A 21,415-nucleotide genomic window follows, 5' to 3' on the forward strand; every position below is an offset into this window, starting at 1 on the left:
GCCGTGTCTCAGTCCCAGTGTGGCCGGTCGCCCTCTCAGGCCGGCTACCCGTCGTCGCCTTGGTAGGCCACTACCCCACCAACAAGCTGATAGGCCGCGGGCCCATCCTGCACCGCCGGAACTTTCCACCCTCCACCATGCGGCAGAAGGTCATATCCGGTATTAGACCCAGTTTCCCGGGCTTATCCCAGAGTGCAGGGCAGGTTGCCCACGTGTTACTCACCCGTTCGCCGCTCGTGTACCCCGAAGGGCCTTACCGCTCGACTTGCATGTGTTAAGCACGCCGCCAGCGTTCGTCCTGAGCCAGGATCAAACTCTCCAATAAGGTTTTGTTTGATCGAGACTAGTACAAACTGGCATCAATCCAGTTTTAACCATCTCAAAGGAACCCACTAAGGGGTTTATTCATTCAAGTACTGGCTATTACAGTACGCTGTTGAGTTCTCAAAGAACACACGCACACCGCTCGCGCCGCAATTTCTTGCGGGTTGATCCGGGGCTTTGATGTTTCAAAGCTTATCCGGTCTGGTTTTTCCCTGTCAAATCGGCTCGGCGAGAGTCGAACTTTCTGGGTCCAGGCCCGGCAGTCGCACACTCTACCACGTTCTCACGGGAGCTTGTTTCGCGACTTGAGGATCTTGGTGTCTTCGCTCGTCCTCGCCGGCCCTTGCGGTCCGGGGCGAGTCCGTGTTGCTCTGACTTGGAGAAAGTTACTCACGTCGATCACCGAAGTCAAATCGCCTGGTCAGCGCGGTTAACAGCCGGGGTCAGACCCCTTTGCCCCGCGGCCGGAGCCACAACGTGGAGCTTCGGGAGTCGCCCGTGGCCTCCAAAACCTCCTCGGGGCTGACCACGCGCTGGTGGTCGACCGGCACGAGGTCGTAGCCCCAGGTGCGGAACTCGCGGAGCGCGGTCAGCGGGTCGTCGCCGAGCTCGGTGATCGCCGACGGGGAGAACGCGCACAACACGTGCGGGCGATCCCTGCGCAACAACCGAACGAGACCGCCGAGGGCACGGTGCTCACGGCCCGGCGCATCCACCTTCACCACCGACAACCGCATGCCGGCCAGGTCCGGGATGCTCTCCAGCTCCTTGTCCAGGCGCACGCCCCGAACCGATCCGCCCAGGTCGACGGGCCTGTTCTCGTCCATCGGCTCGAGAACCGGCGCCCCCGCGAACTGGAGGGAACCCGCCGGCACCTGGTTCTGCGCCGGCGCCGCGGCGGCGTGCACGGGCGGCCCGGGGTTCGGCCGGACCGCCACCCCGCCGGTCAAGGTGGGCTCGGCGAGGAGGTCGGCGGCCTGGTCCCAGGCCGCGCCTTCCACCACCACCAACCGCTCCGCGATCTGCGGCGACAGGTTCACGCTGACGTTGTGCCGCAACAGGCGCCGCACCGGCTCGCACGGTTCGACGGCGACGACCGCGCCGCTGGCGCCGAGCATGCTCAACACCCGGATCGTGTGATATCCGACGTGGGCGCCGACGTCGACGAAGATGCCGTCCGGCTCGACCAGCGAGTCGATCAGTCCCGAGAGCTGCGGCTCCCACACCCCGTTGCTCGACAGCAACGGCAGCATCAGCGCGTCCTCCGACGGCAGCCGCAGCAGCCCCACGTCGCACAGCACCAGGGAGCTAGACACCCCTTCGACCGTGCCGCTGTGCCGTTCGTGCTCTCGCACGACGACCCGCCGCAGCGCATCGGAGGTGTGCAGCGCCTGGTCCGCGGACCGGAGCCCGGATTCGAGCCGGCCGTCGCGTTCCCGCAGGTTCTCCGCGACCTTCGACTCCAGCGCGTCGATGCGGTCCAGCGTCTTGTCCAGCATCAACGTGAGCCGATCGAGGCGGTCGGCGAGCGTGTCCAGCTGCTTCGTGCGCTTGCCGGCCTCGGCCACGAGCGCGTCCTCCACCTCCCGCAGCCGACGGCCCTGACCGGCGAGGTCGGCGCTGACGCGCACCACACCGTCGTCGGTGTTGACGAGCTGGTCGCCGAGTTGGGAGTGGCGGTCGATGAGCCGCTCGAAGTCGGCGCGGAGGCTCTCCAGCTCCACGAGACCGCCGATGTCGCGGATCTCGTCCTGACGGTGCAGCAGCTCGGCGGCGGTGCGCTCCATGCCGTCAAGCACCGTGCCGAGGACGTCGCGCAGGTGGTTGTCGTAGTGGTTCAGGACACGGAGCACGCCTTTTCGCAGCGCCGGCGCCATGGGCATCCGGCTGGCGACATCGACGTCCGGCTGGCGCAGCAGCGCGTGCTTGGCCGAGTGCAGCGGGCCCAGCGGATCGCTGTCGTTGCCGCTGCGGGACGCCGAGCGCCGGGCGCGCCAGGTGCGGTACGCGTGCTCGACGCGTTCCTTCAGCTGGTCGGCGACCTTCGGCAACGAGTAGGCGCGCAGCAGATGCCAGCGGCCGGTCCGCGACAGCCGGTCCGCGACCTCGGGGTCGTCGGCGACTTCGCGCAGCAGCTTCGACGCCACCTCGATGTCCGGCTCCGTGCCGCCGTGATGGCAGGGCACCAGCACGGCGGTGTCGTTGTCGAACAGCTCCGTGACGACGCCGTGCGCGCTGGCGATCACCGGCACGCCGCGGGCGGCCGCCTCGGTGAGGCCCCAGGCGAGCAGGTCCGAACCGCCGCCGCGGTGCAGCGACAGGGCCCAGTCGGCGGCGTCCAGCAGGAACGGCAGGCTGATCGGGTCCTCGACGAGCCGAATGCGAGGATCCGTCGCGGTCGCCAGCCGGAGGCGTTCCGCCGACTCCGGGTGCTCGGCCGAGCCGGAGACGGCGAGCACCAGCAGCACGTCCTGCCGGTCCGGGAACGCGGCCAGGAAGGCCGACACCGCACCGAGGGCGTTGCCGACACGTTCGACGGCGTGATCCACAACCGTGGCGAAGACCACTTCGTCGCCGATGTCGTGCGCCGACCTCGACGCGGCCCGCGCCGCTTCCTCACGGGCCGGACGGTCGAGCACGGGCAGCCTGATCGTCCGCACGGGGACGGTGAGCGCCTGCTCCAGGGCGATGCGGGTCGTCTCGGAGGTGACCCAGACCTCGTTCGGCTCGATGGGGCCGCCGATCGGGCCGGGACCCGTGCGCACGGCGACGACGTAGCGCTCGGTGGCAGTGGCGACCTCGTCGTCGCAGAGCAGGACCACCGGGTAGCCGGGTTCGGTCGCCGCGGGCAGACCCGAGGCGCGGGCCGACGCGGCGATGAGATCGGCGATCCAGCCGCTGCCGAGCACGGAGACGCCGAGCTGTTCGAGCAGCGTGGTCTCGCCGCCGGGCCGCTTCGGCACGGCGTCGAGGTGCAGCCGGCCGGTGGCCACGCCAGGCCCGGCGCACCATTCACGGAAGGCCTGGCTGTCCGCCCCGAACGGTTCGGGGAACTGGCCGCGCAGCGCCGGGTCGTCCTGCCACACCGCGAAAGCCCAGCGGGTGGAGCTGGGCAGGCCGTCGACGGCTTCCGCCGCCCAGTCGATGAACTCCGTCTGGGCCGCACCGAAGGCTGGGGCCGGCGGAAGCTCGCCGGCACGGTCGGCCGCGAGCAGTGCTCGGCGGTATTCCGTGCGAAGCCCGGCGGGCAGGGCGGTGCCATCCGCGAGCTGCCCGAATCCGTACTCGGCGCGCTCCTGGCCGAGGCCGTGGCGGACCAATTCGTTGCGGTAGCTGGTGCAGAGCTCGGCCAGCAGCGGGTGTTCGGACAGCAACACCCGCGGCCGGGCGGTGACGTCCACCGACAGCAGCCACGGGCGTTGCGGGTCGAAACCGCTGAACTGCACGGTGCGCAGCGGACGCCCGTCGATCTGGAGCTCGCCAGCGTCGTCCTTGGTGAGCTGGCGCTGCCCGGCGCTCCACACGGACAGGCCGATGCCCGGGTCGCGGAGCACTTCGTGATCGACGAGCGCGGGCGCGCTGTCCAGGAAGGTCGCGGAGGTCTCCGGCGCCTGGCGCACCGTCTCGAACCAGGAGTGCAGGAACGCCTCCGACCCCGGGGCCACCGCGACGAAGCCCGCGTCGTAGACGCCGGCGGCGGCCAGTTCCTCGGGGGTGGGACGCATGCCGTCGTCGGACAGCGGCCTCAGCACCCTCGGCACGAGGACCAGCGGCTTGCGGGCCAGCGCCGGCAGGACCTGGTCGGCGATCGAGCCGATGACGTGCACCGACGGGTCGAGGTAGAGGACCGGGCCGCGGTCGGCCAGCAGGCGCTCCAGCAGCCGCGGGCGCAGGACCGCGCAGAGCTGCTCGGCGGTGCAGGCGGTGGCCAGCTCGGCCAGCTCGCGGTCGCCGATGCCGATGTCGGCCGGCGCCAGCACACCCTGGTTGGTGGTGGCCGGGTCCGCGTCGACGATGAGCGCGACGAAACGGCCGTTGCCGTGCACGGTCAGGAAAGCGGCGCCCAGGGTGCGGACCGCCGGCAGCTGCGCCTTCGTCGCCACCGTGCAGGCGCTCAGCGTCTGCTGCTCGGGCAGTGCGATCGACGGCGGCACATCCGGCCCGCTCGACCCGGCGGGACCGAAGCCGACCCGGACCACGGGGGTGGTCGGCTCGGCGGGCTCGTCGGCGTGTGGGCCTGCGGCAGGGACGTCAGTCACGGGCACAACCTAGCCCGATCCCGCGTCGGGTCGAAGTAATGCCGACCGTTGGTCGCCGCGGGGATTCACGCGGCCACCAGTGCCGGTCGGCGCCGTGGCGCGGCCCGTGCCGCGCTGGCCTGCCCGAACGCGTCGACGTAGATCAACATGCTGCCATCGGCCGGTGGCGGGCGATGAACGACACGCCGCCGTCGTGAGACCTGCTCAGAGGATGGGCAGGAACGTGCTCAGCTCGAACGGCGTGACCCGGCTGCGGTAGGCGTCCCACTCGGCCCGCTTGTTGCGCAGGAAGAACTCGTAGACGTGCTCGCCGAGGGTCTCGGCCAGCAGCTCCGAGTGCTCCATCTCGCGCAGCGCCTCGCCGAGGTTCTGCGGCAGGCTCGCGTAGCCGGCGGCGCGCCGCTCGGACTCGGTCAGCGACCAGACGTCGTCCTCGGCCGCCGGCGGCAGCTCGTAGCCCTCCTGCACGCCCTTGAGCCCGGCCGCGATGATCACCGCGTAGGCCAGGTACGGGTTGCACGCCGAGTCGAGGCTGCGCACCTCCACCCGGCGGGACGAGGCCTTGCCCGGGGAGTACATCGGCACCCGGACCAGCGCCGACCGGTTGGCGTGCCCCCAGCAGACCGCGGTCGGGGCCTCGCCGCCGACGATGAGTCGCTTGTAGGAGTTGACGAACTGGTTGGTCACGCCGGTGATCTCGCGGGCGTGCCGCAGCAGGCCGGCCACGAAGGCCTTGCCGGTGTCGGACAGCTCGTACGGGTCCTCGGCGTCGTAGAACGCGTTGCCGTCGCCCTCGAACAGGCTCACGTGGGTGTGCATGCCGGAGCCGGGCTGGTTGGTGAACGGCTTGGGCATGAAGGAGGCGCGCACTCCCTGCGTGATCGCCACCTCCTTGACCACGTACCGGAAGGTCATGACGTTGTCGGCCATGGTGAGCGCGTCGGCGTAGCGCAGGTCGATCTCCTGCTGGCCGGGCGCGCCCTCGTGGTGGCTGAACTCCACCGAGATGCCCATCGCCTCCAGCGCCTCGATGGCGTGCCGGCGGAAGTGCGGCGCGGTGTCGTGGCTGGCCTGGTCGAAGAAGCCGCCGTTGTCGGCCGGCACCGGCTCGCTGCCGTCGTTGTTGAGCTCGCGCAGCAGGAAGAACTCGATCTCGGGGTGCACGTAGCAGGTGAAGCCGGCCTCGCTGGCCCGCGACAGCGTCCGCCGCAGCACGTGGCGCGGGTCGGCCCAGGACGGCGAGCCGTCGGGCATGGCGATGTCGCAGAACATGCGGGCCGAGTAGTGGCCGCCGTCCGCGGCCTCCCAGGGCAGCACCTGGAAGGTGGAGGGGTCGGGCTTGGCCACCATGTCGGACTCGTAGACGCGGGCGAAGCCCTCGATGGCCGAGCCGTCGAAGCCGATGCCCTCGGAGAAGGCGCCCTCCAGCTCGGCGGGCGCGACCGCCACCGACTTGAGATATCCGAGCACGTCGGTGAACCACAACCGGACAAACCGGATGTCGCGTTCCTCCAACGTGCGCAGCACGAACTCCTGCTGGCGGTCCATGAGCGCAGCGTAGGCAGCGTTCGTTAACGGCATGTTTCGGGGGCCCACGACATCGAGTGAGCTTGCCCCCGTCGGGCACAGCGAGTACGACGTAGCGACGCCGTCAGTCACCGATCGGCCAGCGGATCAGGCCAGTGGATCAGGGAGGGGCAGGCATGACCAGCAGCGCCACCGAACCCCGGCAGCGCCTCACGCCCGACCAGCGCAACTCGTTCACCGCGGCCCTGCTCGGCTGGTCGATGGACGCCTTCGACTACTTCCTGGTCGTGCTGGTCTACGCCGACATCGGCAAGGAGTTCGGCGTCTCGCTCACGCAGATGGCCTTCCTGACCACCGTCACGCTGCTCATGCGGCCGGTCGGCGCGTTCCTGTTCGGACTGTGGGCCGACCGGGTCGGCCGGCGCGTCCCGCTGATGACCGACGTCATCTTCTACTCGATCGTGGGCTTCCTCTGCGCCTTCGCGCCCAACTACACCGTGCTGCTCATCCTGCGCCTGCTCTACGGCATCGGCATGGGCGGCGAGTGGGGGCTGGGCGCGGCGCTGGCCATGGAGAAGCTGCCGGCCGAGCGGCGCGGCTTCTTCTCCGGCGTGCTTCAGCAGGGCTACTCGATGGGCTACCTGCTGGCCTCGCTGGCCTACCTGGTGCTGCACGGCTGGGCCGGGCTGTCGTGGCGGTGGCTGTTCGCGCTGAGCATCATTCCGGCGTTGATCAGCCTGCTGATCCGGGCCCGGGTCAAGGAGTCCGAGGTCTGGGAGACCACGCAGCAGAAGCTCAAGGCCCACAACACTTCGCTGCGCAAGGTCATCTTCACCGGGCCGGTGCTGCGCCGGTTCGCCTACCTCGTGGTGCTCATGACCGCCTTCAACTGGATGAGCCACGGCACGCAGGACGTGTACCCGACCTTCCTCAAGGCGACCGAGCACGGCGGGGCCGGCCTGTCTGCCACGACGGCCGGCTGGATCGCGATCATCTACAACATCGGCGCCATGATCGGCGGCACCGTCTTCGGCACGCTGTCCGAACGCTACGGCCGTCGCTACACGATCGTGTTCTGCGCGGTGATCGGTCTGCCGATCGTGCCGCTGTTCGCCTTCTCCACGACGGCGGCGTGGCTGTGCGTCGGCTCTTTCCTCATGCAGGTCGCGGTCCAGGGGGCGTGGGGGGTCATTCCCGCGCACCTCACGGAGATGTCCCCCGATGCCATTCGCGGCTTCTATCCGGGGGTGACCTACCAGCTGGGCAACTGCCTGGCCGCGTTCAACCTGCCGATCCAGGAGTCGATCGCGTCCAGCCACGGCTACCCGTTCGCGCTGACCATCACCGTGATGCCGGTGCTCGCGATACTGGCGGTGCTGACCTTCTTCGGCAAGGAGGCCAAGGGAATCCGGTTCGGCACGACCGTCGGGGCGGCGCCGACCACTTAGGACGAACACCTCGGGTCGGCGGCCGGCAGCTTCAGGCTCACGAGATAGTCCACACCGACCTGGTCGACGCAGTCGCTGCCCTGGAGGAAGGCCGTGTGCTGGGTGCTCTGGTAGGTCAGCAGAAACCCGCCGAGGGCCTTGGCCAGGTTGACGCCGGCCTGGTACGGCGTGGCCGGGTCGTTGGTCGTGGAGATCACGAGCGCCGGCGGCAGGCCGGCAGCCTTGGGCAGGTGAGGCTCGCTCGTGTTGGGCACGGGCCAGTAGGAGCAGGCGTCGCCGGACGAGGCCGCGGGCAGCGGTTCGCCGTTGTCCAGGAAGGGCGCGGCGGCGGTGGCCCGGCGTTCGGCGTCGAGCTGCGCGGCCTGGTCCTTGGACTGGGGGTTGTCCACGCACTGGATTGCGGTGAAGGCGTCCTGCTCGTTGGAGTACTTGCCGTCGGTGTCCCGGCCGTCGTACAGGTCGGCCATGGTCATCAGCGTCAGGCCGAGGCCCCGCTTCAGCTGCACCAGGCCGCTGTTCAACGTCTCCCACAGCTGCTGGGTGTAGAGCGCCTGGATCGTGGCGATGGTGGCGTCGCCGTAGGCCAGCTTGCGGCCGTCGCCGGTGTCCACCGGGTTCTTGATCAGCGGGATCACCAGGTCGTGGTAGGCCTGCACGGCCTTGCCGGCGTCCCGGCCCAGCGCGCAGTCCTGGCGTTGCACGCACCAGGCCGTGAACTGGTCGAACGCCTTCTGGAAGCCGGCCGACTGGGCGACTTCGGCGTCGGTCGGGCTCTGCGTGGGATCGACGGCGCCGTCCAGCACCAGGGCCCGCACATTGGCCGGGAAGGCCTCGGCGTAGGTGGTGCCGAGAAAGGTGCCGTACGAGTAGCCGAGGTAGGTCAGCTGCTTGTCGCCCAGGGCCGACCGCATCACGTCGAGGTCCTTGGCCACGTCACGGGTGCCGATGTTGGCCAGCAGGTCGGCGCCGCTGCGCTGGGCGCATTTCGCCGTGTAGTCACGCAGCTGCGCGACCTGCTTGGCGGTGCCGGCGGGCGATGTGTCCTCGATGTCGTCGGCCCGCTGCTTGTCGCGTTCCGCGTCGGTCAGGCAGTGCACCGACGGCTCGCTGGCCCCGATGCCCCGCGGGTCGAAGCCCACGAGGTCGAACCGGCGGCCGAGTTCGTTGCCGCCCACCGCGGAGGCCAGCGACGCGGCGGCGTCGACGCCCGATGCGCCGGGGCCGCCCGGATTGACGAACAGGCTGCCGATGCGCTGGCCGGCGTCGGAGGCCTTGCGGCGCAGCAGTCCCAGAGTGATCGTCTTGCCGTCGGGCTTGGCGTAGTCCAGCGGGACGGTCAGCCGGGCGCACCTGAGCTCGGGGCTGGCGGCGAACGTCTTCCGGTCGGTCTCCGAGCTGGCGTAGTCGTCGCACGCGCCCCAGCCCAGCTGCTGGCCGTAGAAGCGTTCGAGGCCGGCGGGGACCGGGCCGGCCGGGCCGGGCTTCTCGAAGGTGACGCCCGCGACGGCCTGACCGCCCGACACGGACGTGCAAGCGCCGGCCGCCAGCGCCGTCACGGCGAGTAGCGCTACCAACGGCACGGGGTGAGAACGACGAGGGCGCACCCGTCGATCGTGCCATCTGGTGACTCCGAATGAGGGAAAGGTCCACAACCGGCGCGAGCCGTGGGTGATCCTTGCGCCACAGATTCCGTCGGGCTCTCGGGGGTGTGAGGGAGGATGAGGTCATGCCGCAACTGCGCATCGCTCTCGCTCAGGTCAACCCCCGGGTAGGCGACCTGGCCGGCAACGCCGACCTGGTCGTCGAGTGGAGCCGCAAGGCCGCCGAGTCCGGCGCCCACCTGGTGGCGTTCCCGGAGATGGTGCTCACCGGCTACCCGGTCGAGGACCTGGCGCTGCGGCAGTCCTTCGCCCGTGCCTCCCGGGCCGCGGTCGACGAGCTGGCCGGGCGGCTGGCCGACGCGGGCTGCGGCGATCTGCTGGCCGTCGTCGGCTACCTCGACCGCGACGAGGCCGGGGTGCGCAACGCGGCGGCGCTGATCCACCAGGGCAAGGTCGTCGCCCGGTACGCCAAGCACCACCTGCCCAACTACGGCGTGTTCGACGAGTACCGCTACTTCGTGCCCGGCAGCAAGCTGCCCATCCTGCGGTGGCACGGCGTGGACATCGGCGTGGTGATCTGCGAGGACATCTGGCAGGACGGCGGCCCGATCGCCGCGCTGGGGCAGGCCGGCGTCGACCTCGTCGTCTGCGTCAACGGCTCGCCGTACGAGCGGAACAAGGACGACCACCGGGCCGAGCTGGTCGCGCGGCGGGCGGCCGAGGCCGGGGCGCCGATCGCCTATGTGAACATGGTCGGCGGCCAGGACGAGCTGGTGTTCGACGGCGATTCGCTGGTCATCGACGCCAAGGGCGAGCTGCTGGCCCGGGCGCCGCAGTTCGTCGAGGAGCTCCTGGTTCTCGACCTGGACCTGGCGGCCGGCACCAGCACCTCGGTCGAGCCGGTCGACGGCTTCGAGGTGAGCCGCCTGACGCTGGACGCGGTGGAAATGCCGGCGTACGAGCCACTTCCGGCTCCCCCGCTCGCGGCGCCGCTGCCCGACTGCGCCGAGGTGTGGGGCGCGCTGGTCACCGGCCTGCGGGACTACGTCCACAAGAACGGTTTCCGCTCGGTCGTGCTGGGGCTTTCCGGCGGCATCGACTCGGCCGTCGTCGCTTCGCTGGCCGTCGACGCCCTCGGGGCCGATGCCGTGTACGGCATTTCGATGCCGTCGTCGTACTCGTCGGACCACTCGAAGTCGGACGCGGCCCTGACGGCCGAGATGACCGGGCTGCACTACGACACGCAGCCGATCGAGAACATGGTGCGGGCCTTCGTCGACCAGCTCGATCTCACGGGTCTGGCCGAGGAGAACATCCAGGCCCGCTGCCGTGGCATGACGTTGATGGCGCTGTCCAACGCCCACGGGCACCTGGTGCTGGCCACCGGCAACAAGACCGAGCTGGCCGTCGGCTACTCCACCATCTACGGCGACGCGGTCGGCGGCTTCGCGCCGATCAAGGACGTGCCGAAGACGCTGGTGTGGGAGCTGGCGTGGTGGCGCAACGCCGAGGCAGGGCGGCGGGGCGAGGCGCCGCCGATCCCGGAGAACTCCATCACCAAGCCGCCGTCGGCCGAGCTGCGGCCGGGCCAGGTCGACGCCGACTCGCTGCCCGACTACGAGCTGCTGGACCGGGTGCTCGACCAGTACGTGGAGAGTGACCACGGCTACGCCGACCTGCTGGCCGGCGGCTTCGACCCGGCGCTGATCGAGCGGGTGCTGACGATGGTCGACCGGGCCGAGTACAAGCGGCGGCAGTACCCGCCGGGCACCAAGATCAGCCTGAAGGCCTTCGGGCGGGACCGGCGGCTGCCGATCACCAACGCCTGGCGTGAGCACGCCACGGCGCTGGTCTGAGGGTGATCTTGCTGGTCGGCCCGGGTGTGTGAAGCTGCTCGCAGGAGCGGGCCGGACCGGGGTCGGCGGTGTCACGCTTGTCCCGTACCCATCCATATGACCCAGGGACCCGCCAGTGGCGGGCCTTGAGGGAAGGACGGTCGGGACAATGACGTCTGCCGAAGTCACGGCGCCCTACGGCAACGGGGCCTCCACCGCCAAGCCGGCGCGCAAGGTCCGCATCCACCACCTGCAGGAGCTGAAGGACCGCGGCGAGCCGTGGCCCATGCTCACTGCCTACGACATGTACACGGCCGGGCTCTTCGACGAGGCGGGCATCCCGGTGCTGCTGGTCGGCGACTCCGCGGCCAACAACGTCTACGGCTACGACACCTCGCTGCCGGTGACCGTGGACGAGATGCTGTTCCTCACCCGGGGCGTGACGCGGGCGGTGAAGCACGCCCTCGTAGTCGCCGACCTGCCGTTCGGCTCCTACCAAGTATCGGTGGAGCAGGCCGTCACCACCGCGATCCGGTTCATGAAGGAGGGGCGGGCCCACGCCGTCAAGCTGGAGGGCGGCCGTCGGTTCGCGCCGCATGTCGAGGCGATCGTGGCGGCCGGGATTCCGGTGATGGGTCACATCGGCTTCACCCCGCAGAGCGAGCACCAGCTCGGCGGCTACCGCGTGCAGGGCCGTGACGAGAAGGGCGACGACGTCCTCGCCGACGCGGTGGCGTTGGAGCAGGCCGGCGCGTTCGCGGTGGTGCTGGAGATGGTGACGGCCGAGGTGGCCAAGCGGGTGACCCACGAGCTGCGGATTCCCACCGTGGGCATCGGCGCGGGCCCCGACTGCGACGCCCAGGTCCTGGTCTGGACCGACATGGCCGGCATGCGCCGCGGCAAGATGCCCCGATTCGTGAAGCAGTACGCCGACATGGCGTCGGTGTTGGGCACTGCGGCCAGCGATTTCGCCTCGGAAGTGCGGAACCGGGCGTTCCCCGGTCCGGAACACTCTTTCCACTGAGGCAGCCGGTGGGCCTTAACGTCGTTAAGGCCCACCTTTGCGCAGTTAGATGTCGGTGACGCGCAGACCGGCGTGCGCCTTGTACCGGCGGTTGATGGCGATGAGGTTGGCGGTCAGCGCCTCGATCTGACCGGCGTTGCGCAACCGGCCGCCGTACACGCCCCGCATGCCGGGAACGGTGTCGGCCAGCGCGCGGACCAGGTCCGTGGCCTCGCGGTCGTCGCCCAGCACCAGCACGTCGGTGTCGACCTTCTCGACCTCGGGGTCGCCGAGGTGCACGGCCGAGACGTGGTGGAACGCGGCCGTGACGCGGGAGTCCGGCAGCAGGGCCTCGGCCTGCTGGGCGGCGCTGCCCTCGTCGATCTTCAGGGCGAACGGGCCCTGCTTGTCGAAGCCGAGCGGGTTCACGCAGTCGATCACGATCTTGCCGGCCAGCGCCTCGCGCAGGGACGCCAGCAGGTCGCCGTGGCCCTCCCACGGGACGGCGACGAGCACGATGTCGGCCTGCCGCGCGCACTCGAGGTTGTCGGCGCCGGCGACGTGGCCGACACCGGCGAGCTCACGCAGCTCGCCGGCCGTGGCCTCGGCCCGGTCGGCGCTGCGGGAGCCGATGACGACCTTCAGGCCGGCCTTGGCCCACCGGAACGCAAGACCCTTGCCCTGGGGACCGGTGCCACCGAGCACACCCACTGTCAGGTCACCGATTTCAGTCACGATCTTCCTCTCCGAAAAACCTCTCGAAGGACACCTTGCGTCGTGTGGTGTCCGCCTCGACGAGCCGAACCCTGATCCGCTCGCCCTCGGGTAGCTCCGCCCCGGTGCACTTGGCCATCACGGGCGGTTCGGTCACGAAGACCTCGCCGGCGGCGGCCTCGGACCGCAGCACCACCGCGTCGAAGACATCGCCCACACGGTCGGCCAGCACCCAGGCCTCGACCTGGTCGAGGCAGGCCCGTTCGACCTTGGCGGCGATCGTGTCCGAGGCGGACATCAGGTGCGGCAGCTCCGGCAGCGCGGCGCGGACCCAGGCCGGGACGTCGGCGCCGGCCACGACGGCGAGGCAGCACTCGGTCGCGAACCGGTCGACCAGCCGCCGCAGCGGGGCCGTGACGTGGGCGTACGGTGCTCCGACGCCGGCGTGGGAAGTCACCGTGGGCTCGGAGCCGTCGAAGGCGGTGTAGCCGGCGCCGCGAAGCAGGCGTGTGGCGGCGACGTACATCGCCAGCGACTCGGGCCGGTTCGGGTCGAGGCCGGCCAGCAGCCGGGCCGGGCTCTCGCCCTCCGGCCACTCCACCCGGGACGCCGTCGCCGCGCGATGCAGCCCGGACACGGCGTCGACGTCGGCCGACGGCAGTGTCCGGAGCACGCCCACCTTGGCGTCGATCATGATCTTGGCCGCGCACATGCCCGTGAGCAGGGAGATCTCGGCGTTCCAGGCCTCGATGTCGGCCCGCAGCCGCACCCGCAGCGTCCACTCGCCGTCGCCGGACGGACTGATCTGCTGCTCGGGCAGCTGAAGCTCGACGGCGCCCCGCTCGGCGGCCATGGCGCGGCGCAGCCGGCCGACCTCAGGCAACAGGGCGACCGACGGATGCGGAGTCCCCGCGGCCAGGCTGGCCTGCACGGACTCGTAGTCGAGCCGGGAAACGGACCGCACGAGCGCGCGCCGGACGACCACGCCCTCGGGATTGCCGTCCGGATCGAGGTCGATCGTCCACAGCACCGAAGGCCGCACCTGGTCGGGCAGCAGACTCGCAGCCCCCTCGGACAACACCGGCGGGTGCAGCGGAACCGTGCCGTCGGGCAGGTACAGCGTCTGACCCCGGCGCTTCACTTCCTGGTCGAGCGTGCCGCCCGGCGGCACGAAACCGCCCAGGTCGGCGATGGCGTAGTGGACGCGGTAGCCGCGCTGCCGGCGTTCGATCAGTACGGCCTGGTCCAGGTCTTTCGAACCCGGCGGGTCGATCGTGACCAGCGGCAATGCTCGGGCATCGAGGCGGGGGCCGCCGCGGACCTCGTCCAGCGCCTGCTCGGCCTCCACCAGTGCGGCCGCCGGGAAATCCTCACGCAGCCCGAACTCGCTCCGGATCGGAGCGAAGTCCCGCCCGGCGCCACTGGTTGTGACCGTCCTGGACACCACACCGGAAACCTTAGACAACCGGCTCCGGGAATGTCGTTCTCAGAGGTCCACAACGTCGCGTCGCCAGCCGGATGTCACCAAGATCACCAGTTCTTGCGTTCCGGCGCGGACGGGTAGTGATACTCCGGCCGGGTATGGCCGCCGGGCGGGGTGGCCGGACCGGGCTGGACCGGGAAGCCACCAGGTGGGGTTGGAGGCGGCCCAGGCTGGGTCTGGCCGGGCTGGACCGGACCGTTCTGGGCCGGGAGGCCGGCGGGCGGCGAGTGCGGCGACATGCCGGCGGGCTCGACGCGGCCGTGGCGGTTGTGCGGGATCGGGTCGAGCACGGAGACCAGCGCCGTGGTCTGCTCCGGGTTGTCGATGGGGGCGCCGTTGCGGCCGCGGTAGACGATCTCGCCGTCGGAGTCGATCTCCATCAGGTAGCCGGCCTCGGCCAGCTGCTCCTCGTCCAGGTCGACCAGCCGCTCGTAACGCGACGGCACGACCCGGTAGACCGGCCACTGCAGGTGGGCGTAGGCCTGGTGGAACTGGGCGATCAGCGTGGCGAACTGCTGCTGCCACGGCAGCGGCATCGACTCGGCCAGCGACCGGGGCAGCACCGCGTAGCCGGCGTCGACGCCCTGGTTGGTGGAGTTCAGGTAGTCGCGCAACGGTGTGCTCGACGCGGGTCGACCGGCCGGCCGCGGAATGGGCTCGGGCGTGAATTTCATGGACGCCTCCTGCTACACGCCGGGCCGTACGGCCTGGGGGACGACCTCGGCCTCGGTGAAGCTGAACGGCCGGATGTGGATCGGGATGCCGAAGTCCTGCGCCTCGATGATCTTGTGGTCGCCGAGGTACATGGCCACGTGGTGGATGGTGGCCGGATTGCTCTTGTCGGTGGCCAGGAACACCAGGTCGCCGGGCTGGGCCTGGTCGACCGGCAGCATCGAGCCGGCGTGGTACTGGTCGGCGGCGACGCGGGGCAGCTGGATCCCGGCCGAGAGATAGGCCTGCTGCATCAGACCGGAGCAGTCGTAGCCGACCGGCCCGTTGCCGCCCCAGATGTAGGGCTTGCCCAGCTGCTGCTGGGCGTAGGCGATGGCCTTGGCCGCGGCCTGGTTGGCCGGCAGCACCAGGCTGGCCAGATTGGCCTGCTGGCCGCAGCCGGTCGGGTCGGCCACGTCGCCGACGGTCTTGATCAGGTCGGCGGCCATCGCCTCCCACTTGTCGTAGGCGTCGGGGAAGGCCGAGCGCTCGACGGACTGCGCGGCGTCGCCGGGGCGCATCTGCTGCCAGTTGGGGATCTTGGTCAGCACGTCGTAGAACTTGTTGATGGCGTAGCTGGGATCCAGCAGCTGGGCCTCGGTGCCCCAGCCCATGGTGAACCGCATCTGGAAGATGCCGCGGGAGTCGGGGCCGGCCACGTCGCCGTGCGTGACGTTGGTCAGGCTGGACTCCTGCATGCCGGCCTGGATGGCGGTCTGCCAGGCCAGCGGCGGCAGCTGGCGCTGCTTGCCGATCGAGATGATCTGGGCGGCGATGCCCCGCTGGTCCGCGCTCAGCCGGCCGGCCTGCCCCTCGCCGGCCGCCGCGTCGCCGACGGCGTCGGCCCACGGCCCGATCGCGGCGTTGCAGGTGGCCATGCGGAACAGGCTCAGCGCCTGCTGCTCGTTGGTGACCACGGAGGTCACCGTCAACGTGACCAGGAACAGCCCGGCCACCAGGCCGACCGCGACCCCGACGATGATCCAGACCTTCATGTCAGCCGGCCTTGTCGTACTTGGAGACCCGCCACCCCTGGCTCGGGGTGGTGATCACCGTGACCTGGATGGTGCCGCCGTCGGTGGACACGTCGGCCACGACCGAGCTGGTGGTCGAGTCGACGGAGACGGCCGCGCCGGTGACCTTGGTGGCCGGCACGTTGGCCGGGTCCACCGAGCCCATCTGGGGCAGGAACTCGTCGGTCGTGTACGGCTTGAGCTGGTCCAGCCACTGCTGGGCGGTGATGCCGGCCGGGTGGTTGACCCACGCCTTCACCCACTTCAGCGCCACGTCCAGGGCCTGCGGGGACGGCGGCGCGGGCGTCGGGTTCAGCAGCGGCGAGGTCAGCCGGGTCTGGGCCGTCGTGGTGGTCGTGGTCGCCGACTGGCCCGACGACGAGCCGGTGGCGCCGGCGCTGTCGGTGGTCGTGTCGCCGGCCGGCTGCGCCGTGCCGCTCGACGGGGCCTTCGGGATGACCGTCGCCACCACGATGCCCAGCGCGACAACGATGATCACGAACGTGATCAGGTGCCGCGGCGAGCGCAGCGGCCAGCCCCACAACTTGCGATACACCGCGGACCGGCCACGGTTGGTGCGGATCGGCATCGGTTACCCCCTCTCGCCCCGGCCGTACTGCGGCCCGTCCGGCTCCGCGACCTCGAGCCCGCGCGACGGGCGGTAGATCATGTGCACCGGTCGCCCGGCGATCACTTCCACCTCGGCCCGCCGCGGCTCGGCCTGCGGCCGCTGGCCGCTGACCACCTGCGACGGCACGATCACGGCGTCCTCGCCGCGCCGTTCCCAGCTCCGGTCGACGACCGGCGGCGTGTCGACGGTCCGCGACGCCATCGGGCCGACGATCCCGCCGCCACCCGACGGCAGCGCCGCCGCCCCGCCGCCACCCGACGACAGGGCCCTGGTGCTGCCGGCCGTGAGCTGCGTGCCGTTGACGTCGAGGCGCTGCGCCGTGGCCAGCACCGGGTTCGACGCCTCGGGCCGGTACCGGCGGCCCCCGCGCTGGGCGGCGGCGATCTCCGGCGGCAGGTGCTCGCCGTCACGGACGTTCTCCCAGAAGGCGTCCTGGGCCGAGGTGTCGGTCCGGCGGCCGCGCATGCGGGCCCACAGGCCTCCGCCCGCGCCGGCCAGGTTGGACCCCATGGTGCCGACGGACAGCTGCACCATCTGCATCATCCGGCGACCGGGCTTGCCGATCATGAAGAAGGCGAAGGTGACCAGGCCGGCCAGCAGGATCTGGGCCAGCAGCGGCAGACCGTGGGCCGGGTCGAAGATCCACACCAGCACCAGCGTGTCCAGGCCGGCCAGCGCGGAGATGACCACCACGTTCAGCAGCGCGGCGCCGGCGGCCCGGCCGATCTTGCGCAGCAGGTCGGGGAAGACGATGGAGGCCAGGCCGATGAGCGGACCGGCCAGCACCACCATTCTCAGCAGCACCTGCGCGAGCAGGATGGCCGCCTTGGCCAGCAGCTGAAAAAGGGAGAAGGCCAGCGCCTGGAACAGCGCGAGGAAACCGTCGCCGATCCGGCTGCCGTCGGTGCCGTCGAAATAGCCGGTGACATTCCCGAGCTTGCCGCGGATATCCACGAACTGCTGCTTCTTGGCGTTCGAGTTGTTCGCGTCGGCGTCCTTGCCGGCGTTCACCTCGGCGATGCTGAACGCCTGCGCGCCCACCAGGTCCCGGCCGAACTGGGTGGCCTGCGGGGCGTCCGGATCCCCGAACTCGCCGCGCAGCCAGTTCCGGTAGACCACGTTGGTGTGCAGCATGGTCGGCAGCGAGTTGGCGCTGCTGCCCAGGCCGACCTCGCTGAGGAAACCGGCCTGGATCTCCGAGGTGCCGAAGATCAGCACCTTGTCCAGCACCTCGGTGTACACCAGCGGCGTCAGGTAGGCCGCGGACGCCAGCCACAGGCCGGCCAGCGCCCAGGTGGTCCGCTTGCCGATGGCCGCCAGATCGCCCTTCCATATCTGTCGGAAGAGCAGAATCGCCAGCCCCAGCGCGGCCAGCGCGAACAAGGGCGCGAACACCCCGTTGTAGAGGGCCTTCGTGCCGTTGGCCACGATGTCGTCCAGCGGGCCGGTCAGCAGATTGCCGGTGATGACGTAGTGCAGGCCGTTGGTCGCGCCGACCATCACCTTGGCCACGTTGAACAGCTGATTGCCGAACCACGTGTCGATCTCGGAGTTCGAGCCCGTCACCGCGGTGATCGAGCCGCAGTTCGGGTTGTAGACGTGCCAGGTGAGACCGGCATAGCGGTAGTCGAAGTACACCGAGCCGGGATCGCCGTGCAACGCCAGCTGCTTGGACGGGTCCAGCGCGCCGACGAAGCCCAGGTCGGGCCGTTCCGGGTTGGGGGCGCAGTCGGTCGGCGCGGCCATCGCCGGCGAGCCGATGAGCGCCTGCATGGCCAGCAGCGCCCCGACCACCACCACCGCGCGGCCACGACGGCCACGGCGGAGCAGCCGCCACGCCAGAACTGCCAGCGTGGCGGCGAAGGCGACCAGCAGCAGGGCCGTCATTCCTGCTGGCCCCTTTGGTGCGGCGGCACCTTGACCAGAGCCTCCCGATCCGGCCGGGCCGGCGGCACCTCGGCCTCGTCGATGAGGCCGACCTCCAGCTCGGCGGCGAGCTCGTCGTCGTAGTCGTCGTAGCCGTTCTCGATGCCGTCCTCGGGCGGCATGCCGCTCTCCAGGCCCTCGGGCGAGGGCACGGCCGGCAGCTCGGCCAGCGGCTTCGCGCGCTCGTTGCGCTGGGCGTCCGGCGTGGTGTCCATGGCCGTGCGCAGCGCGCCGAGGTGGGGCCCGGAGAAGTCGATCCGGATCCGCTCGACGCCGCCCGCGCCGTCGCCGAACACGAACTGCCGGGGGGCGGTGTCGCGTTCGGTGCCGTTGCGGTGCGAGCCGGGACGACGGCCGAGGCTGGCGATGACCTGCTCGTAGCCGGCGCCCACGGGCACCTTGAGCAGGCGCAGCGCGTCGGCCTGGGCCTCGTCGTCGTCGAGGCGGCCGACGAAGACCGAGTCGAGCAGGGCGACGAAGCCCTGGATCTTGAGGAAGTCGGCCGGGATCTGGCTGGACAGCATGACCCGGACGTTCCACTTGCGGGAGTCACGGGCGAACCGGTTCATCAGCACCCGGCCGGTCGGCACCTCGGACAGGAAGAACGCCTCGTCGATCCAGACGCCCTTGCGCATGTCCTTGGGCCGCTCGTAGACCGACCGCTGGGTCAGCCACGCCGCCAGGTTGAGCATCTCGACGCCGAGCGCCTCGCCGTCGGTCCAATGCTCGCGGCCGACGCCGTCCTTGGGCAGGGTCAGCCCGGCCATGGTGAGCACGGTGAGCCGGTCGTCGCGGGTCTCGGAGTACGGGTCGAGGCCGTGCTCGGGGATGAGCAGCGACATCCGCTCGCGCATCTCGTCGAGGAAGTCCGCGACGACGACGGCGTGCTCGTGATGCTCGCTGGCGTCCCGCCGCAGGGCCTCGAACACCAGGCCCGGATGCGCGTCGGGACGGCCGCCGACCATGCGGACGGCGCGCAGCAGCACGATCCGGGTCTGCGGCAGGCGGGCCACCTCGTACGGCAGCAGGCCGGACAGCACGTCCAGCACCAGCCGACGCCGGGTGGCGGCGGCCAGCGCCTTCTCCCGTCGCCAGGCGCGCTCCGGGTCCTCCTCGTCGAGGAAGTGCTCCAGCAGCGGCTCGGCGACCACCCGGTACGGGTTGAGGATGCCGGGCTGGGCGTTGAGCAGGTTGATCGGACGCGCGTACGGCTTCAGCTCGGGCAGCTCGCACAGCGCGGCCAGCGGACCGGACGGGTCGAGCAGCGTCCAGTACGCGCCGGAGCGCAGCGTCTTGTAGACGATGCCGCCGCCGAGGAACGACTTTCCGCCACCGAGGCCGGCGACCATCGCGGTCAGGCCGGACCCGTCGCGGACCTCCTGCGCCATCCACGGGTCCCACGCCACCGGGCGCCGGGTCGCGGTGCAGGTCTCGCCGAGCAGGATGCCGCGCCGGTCGCCGACCTCGGCGGTCGCGGTCGGCACGGCCGAGGCCGCCCACACCACGGAGCCGCGCCGCAGATAGGCGGCCGAGGCCAGCGGCTCGCCGGGGATGAACTCCCGGGCCATCGCGTACTGGGCCTCGGGGTGCTCGATGGCGACCTTCGGCTTGTACAGCTCCAGCAGGGTCTGGGCCAGCCGCAGCGCGTCACGCTGGGTGGAGCCGGACACGGCCAGCCGCCACCACGAGCGGACCCGGGTGCCCAGCGCGGTGAAGCCCGAGGTCATCTCGTCGTCGATCTCGAGCACCCGGCCGGCCTGGCGGACCAGCGACTGCGGCGGCTCCAGGTCGTGCTCGTCGGTGTAGTGCCGGACCTGCGAGCGCACCTTGTTCATCTGGCGCTGGAGCTCGCCGCCGACCTCCTCGGGCCGTCGCACGTAGATGCGGGCCGACCACTCCACCGACGCCGGCAGGCGGTCGGCGCGCTGCACCCACGGGTCGTCGATCTCGGGGATCTGCAGGCCGTGCATGGGGCCGACGGTGAGCACGCAGACGTGTCGCCCGACACCGGCGTTGGACCCGGTGCGGCCACGCACGGTGACGGTCGGCGAGTACGGCTCCTGGTAGAAGTCGGCCGCGTCGGTGAAGCTGGCCAGGTCCTCCGGCTCCCAGGTGTCGGACGGCACGGCCGGCATGTTGCGCGGCGCGGGCAGCCCGAGCGAGCACGAGCGGTGCATCAGCCAGGACATCTCGTCGGCGCTGACCGGGCGGCCTTCCAGGCCGGCCGAGCCGATCACCTGGTCCAGGTACTCGACCTCGCTGTCCAGGGCGACCAGCTCGGCGTCCACGGCCGCGGGGAAGACGCGGCGCAGCAGCGGAGCGGCCCGCTCGACGGCGCGGTCCACGACGTTGCGGACCTGCACCTGGACGCCGAGGTAGACCTCCTTCTCCGCCATCGACCGGCCCATCAGCTGCTGCTGCTCGCCGATCATGTAGTCGTCGAAGGACAGCCCGCCGGGCGCGTCCGGCAGCCGGTTGAGCGCGTTGTGCACGTGCGCCTCGGCCCACATCCGGATCGGATAGGGCCGGGTCGTCACCCGCAGGTGCATCCAGCGGCCCTGCAGCTCGGCGTACTGGCCGGCGATGGCCACGATCAGGTCCTGGCGCTGCGAGTCGGACCGGAACGACCAGCGCTGCGGCGAGAGCCGGTACCACGCGTAGACGTCCTGCCCGGTGCGCACCAGGTGGCCGTCGATACTGCGGGACCGCGATGCTCGGCGTGTAGCTGGGGGATCGCCTGCTCGCCGGGGAGCCGCCGTCCTCGTGTGCTGTACGCCCCCTGTCGACCCGGGTAGCTCGGCGGCGCATGTGCGCCACGTGCTGCACCGAGCGGTTGTCACGGTCTCGCCGGCGTCCCGAACACCGCGAACCTCCCTGGTACGACTGGCTGCCTGCCGGCGTGGTTGCTGTGCGTGCCGGCCGGGTGAGTTGTCCGCCGGC

General features: G+C 70.8%; 12 protein-coding genes and 1 pseudogene. 3 read left to right on the forward strand and 10 right to left on the reverse strand.

Annotated features, from left to right (window positions below):
- Positions 1-767: 767 nt before the first annotated feature.
- Together KUTG_RS21010 and glnA are read right to left on the reverse strand one after the other, a co-directional pair.
- Complete coding sequence (locus KUTG_RS21010) at positions 768-4,583, reverse strand: FkbM family methyltransferase (protein ID WP_157494684.1); 3,816 nt, start codon at positions 4,581-4,583, stop codon at positions 768-770.
- Positions 4,584-4,787: 204 nt separating this feature from the next.
- Entirely contained in the window at positions 4,788-6,131 is a 1,344-nt protein-coding gene (gene glnA / locus KUTG_RS21015; protein WP_043718953.1) for a type I glutamate--ammonia ligase, read from the reverse strand.
- Positions 6,132-6,286: 155 nt separating this feature from the next.
- On the opposite strand from glnA, the gene KUTG_RS21020 reads away from it, so the two are divergent.
- Entirely contained in the window at positions 6,287-7,558 is a 1,272-nt protein-coding gene (locus tag KUTG_RS21020; protein ID WP_043718955.1) for an MFS transporter, read from the forward strand.
- On the opposite strand, the gene KUTG_RS21025 is transcribed toward KUTG_RS21020, so the two are convergent.
- Positions 7,555-9,138, reverse strand: coding sequence for an alpha/beta hydrolase (locus tag KUTG_RS21025; protein WP_369794490.1), 1,584 nt, complete (start codon positions 9,136-9,138; stop codon positions 7,555-7,557). The genes KUTG_RS21020 and KUTG_RS21025 overlap by 4 nt on opposite strands.
- Positions 9,139-9,284: 146 nt before the next feature.
- Here KUTG_RS21025 and KUTG_RS21030 point away from each other — a divergent pair, with 146 nt between their 5' ends.
- Both KUTG_RS21030 and panB read left to right on the forward strand, forming a co-directional pair.
- On the forward strand, positions 9,285-11,015 hold the full coding sequence (locus KUTG_RS21030; protein WP_043730125.1) for an NAD+ synthase: 1,731 nt from the start codon (positions 9,285-9,287) through the stop codon (positions 11,013-11,015).
- Between the two features lie 148 nt (positions 11,016-11,163).
- Complete coding sequence (gene panB, locus KUTG_RS21035; RefSeq protein ID WP_043718959.1) at positions 11,164-12,018, forward strand: 3-methyl-2-oxobutanoate hydroxymethyltransferase; 855 nt, start codon at positions 11,164-11,166, stop codon at positions 12,016-12,018.
- A gap of 45 nt (positions 12,019-12,063) precedes the next feature.
- On the opposite strand, the gene npdG is transcribed toward panB, so the two are convergent.
- The 7 genes and pseudogenes from npdG to KUTG_RS21070 form a co-directional block, all read right to left on the reverse strand.
- Positions 12,064-12,732, reverse strand: a complete 669-nt coding sequence (gene npdG / locus KUTG_RS21040) for an NADPH-dependent F420 reductase (RefSeq protein WP_043718961.1) — start codon at positions 12,730-12,732, stop codon at positions 12,064-12,066.
- A complete protein-coding gene (locus tag KUTG_RS21045) occupies positions 12,725-14,155 on the reverse strand; it encodes an RNB domain-containing ribonuclease (RefSeq protein ID WP_043730127.1) in 1,431 nt (476 codons plus the stop codon). Before KUTG_RS21045 ends, npdG begins: the two co-directional genes overlap by 8 nt.
- A gap of 86 nt (positions 14,156-14,241) precedes the next feature.
- The gene (locus KUTG_RS66365) at positions 14,242-14,868 is read right to left on the reverse strand and encodes a hypothetical protein (protein WP_369794491.1); all 627 of its coding nucleotides are present in this window, start codon (positions 14,866-14,868) and stop codon (positions 14,242-14,244) included.
- A gap of 12 nt (positions 14,869-14,880) precedes the next feature.
- A complete protein-coding gene (locus KUTG_RS21055) occupies positions 14,881-15,900 on the reverse strand; it encodes a C40 family peptidase (RefSeq protein WP_043718963.1) in 1,020 nt (339 codons plus the stop codon).
- Between the two features lies 1 nt (position 15,901).
- A complete protein-coding gene (locus KUTG_RS21060; RefSeq protein ID WP_043718965.1) occupies positions 15,902-16,507 on the reverse strand; it encodes a hypothetical protein in 606 nt (201 codons plus the stop codon).
- A 3-nt stretch (positions 16,508-16,510) separates the two neighbouring features.
- Complete coding sequence (locus KUTG_RS21065; protein ID WP_043718967.1) at positions 16,511-18,436, reverse strand: hypothetical protein; 1,926 nt, start codon at positions 18,434-18,436, stop codon at positions 16,511-16,513.
- A pseudogene (locus tag KUTG_RS21070) lies at positions 18,433-21,239 on the reverse strand (ATP-binding protein); the annotation flags it as partial. The pseudogene KUTG_RS21070 and the gene KUTG_RS21065, both read right to left, overlap by 4 nt.
- Positions 21,240-21,415: the final 176 nt, after the last annotated feature.

The sequence above is a fragment of the Kutzneria sp. 744 genome (assembly GCF_000568255.1).
In the GTDB taxonomy this organism is placed as follows: Bacteria; Actinomycetota; Actinomycetes; order Mycobacteriales; family Pseudonocardiaceae; genus Kutzneria.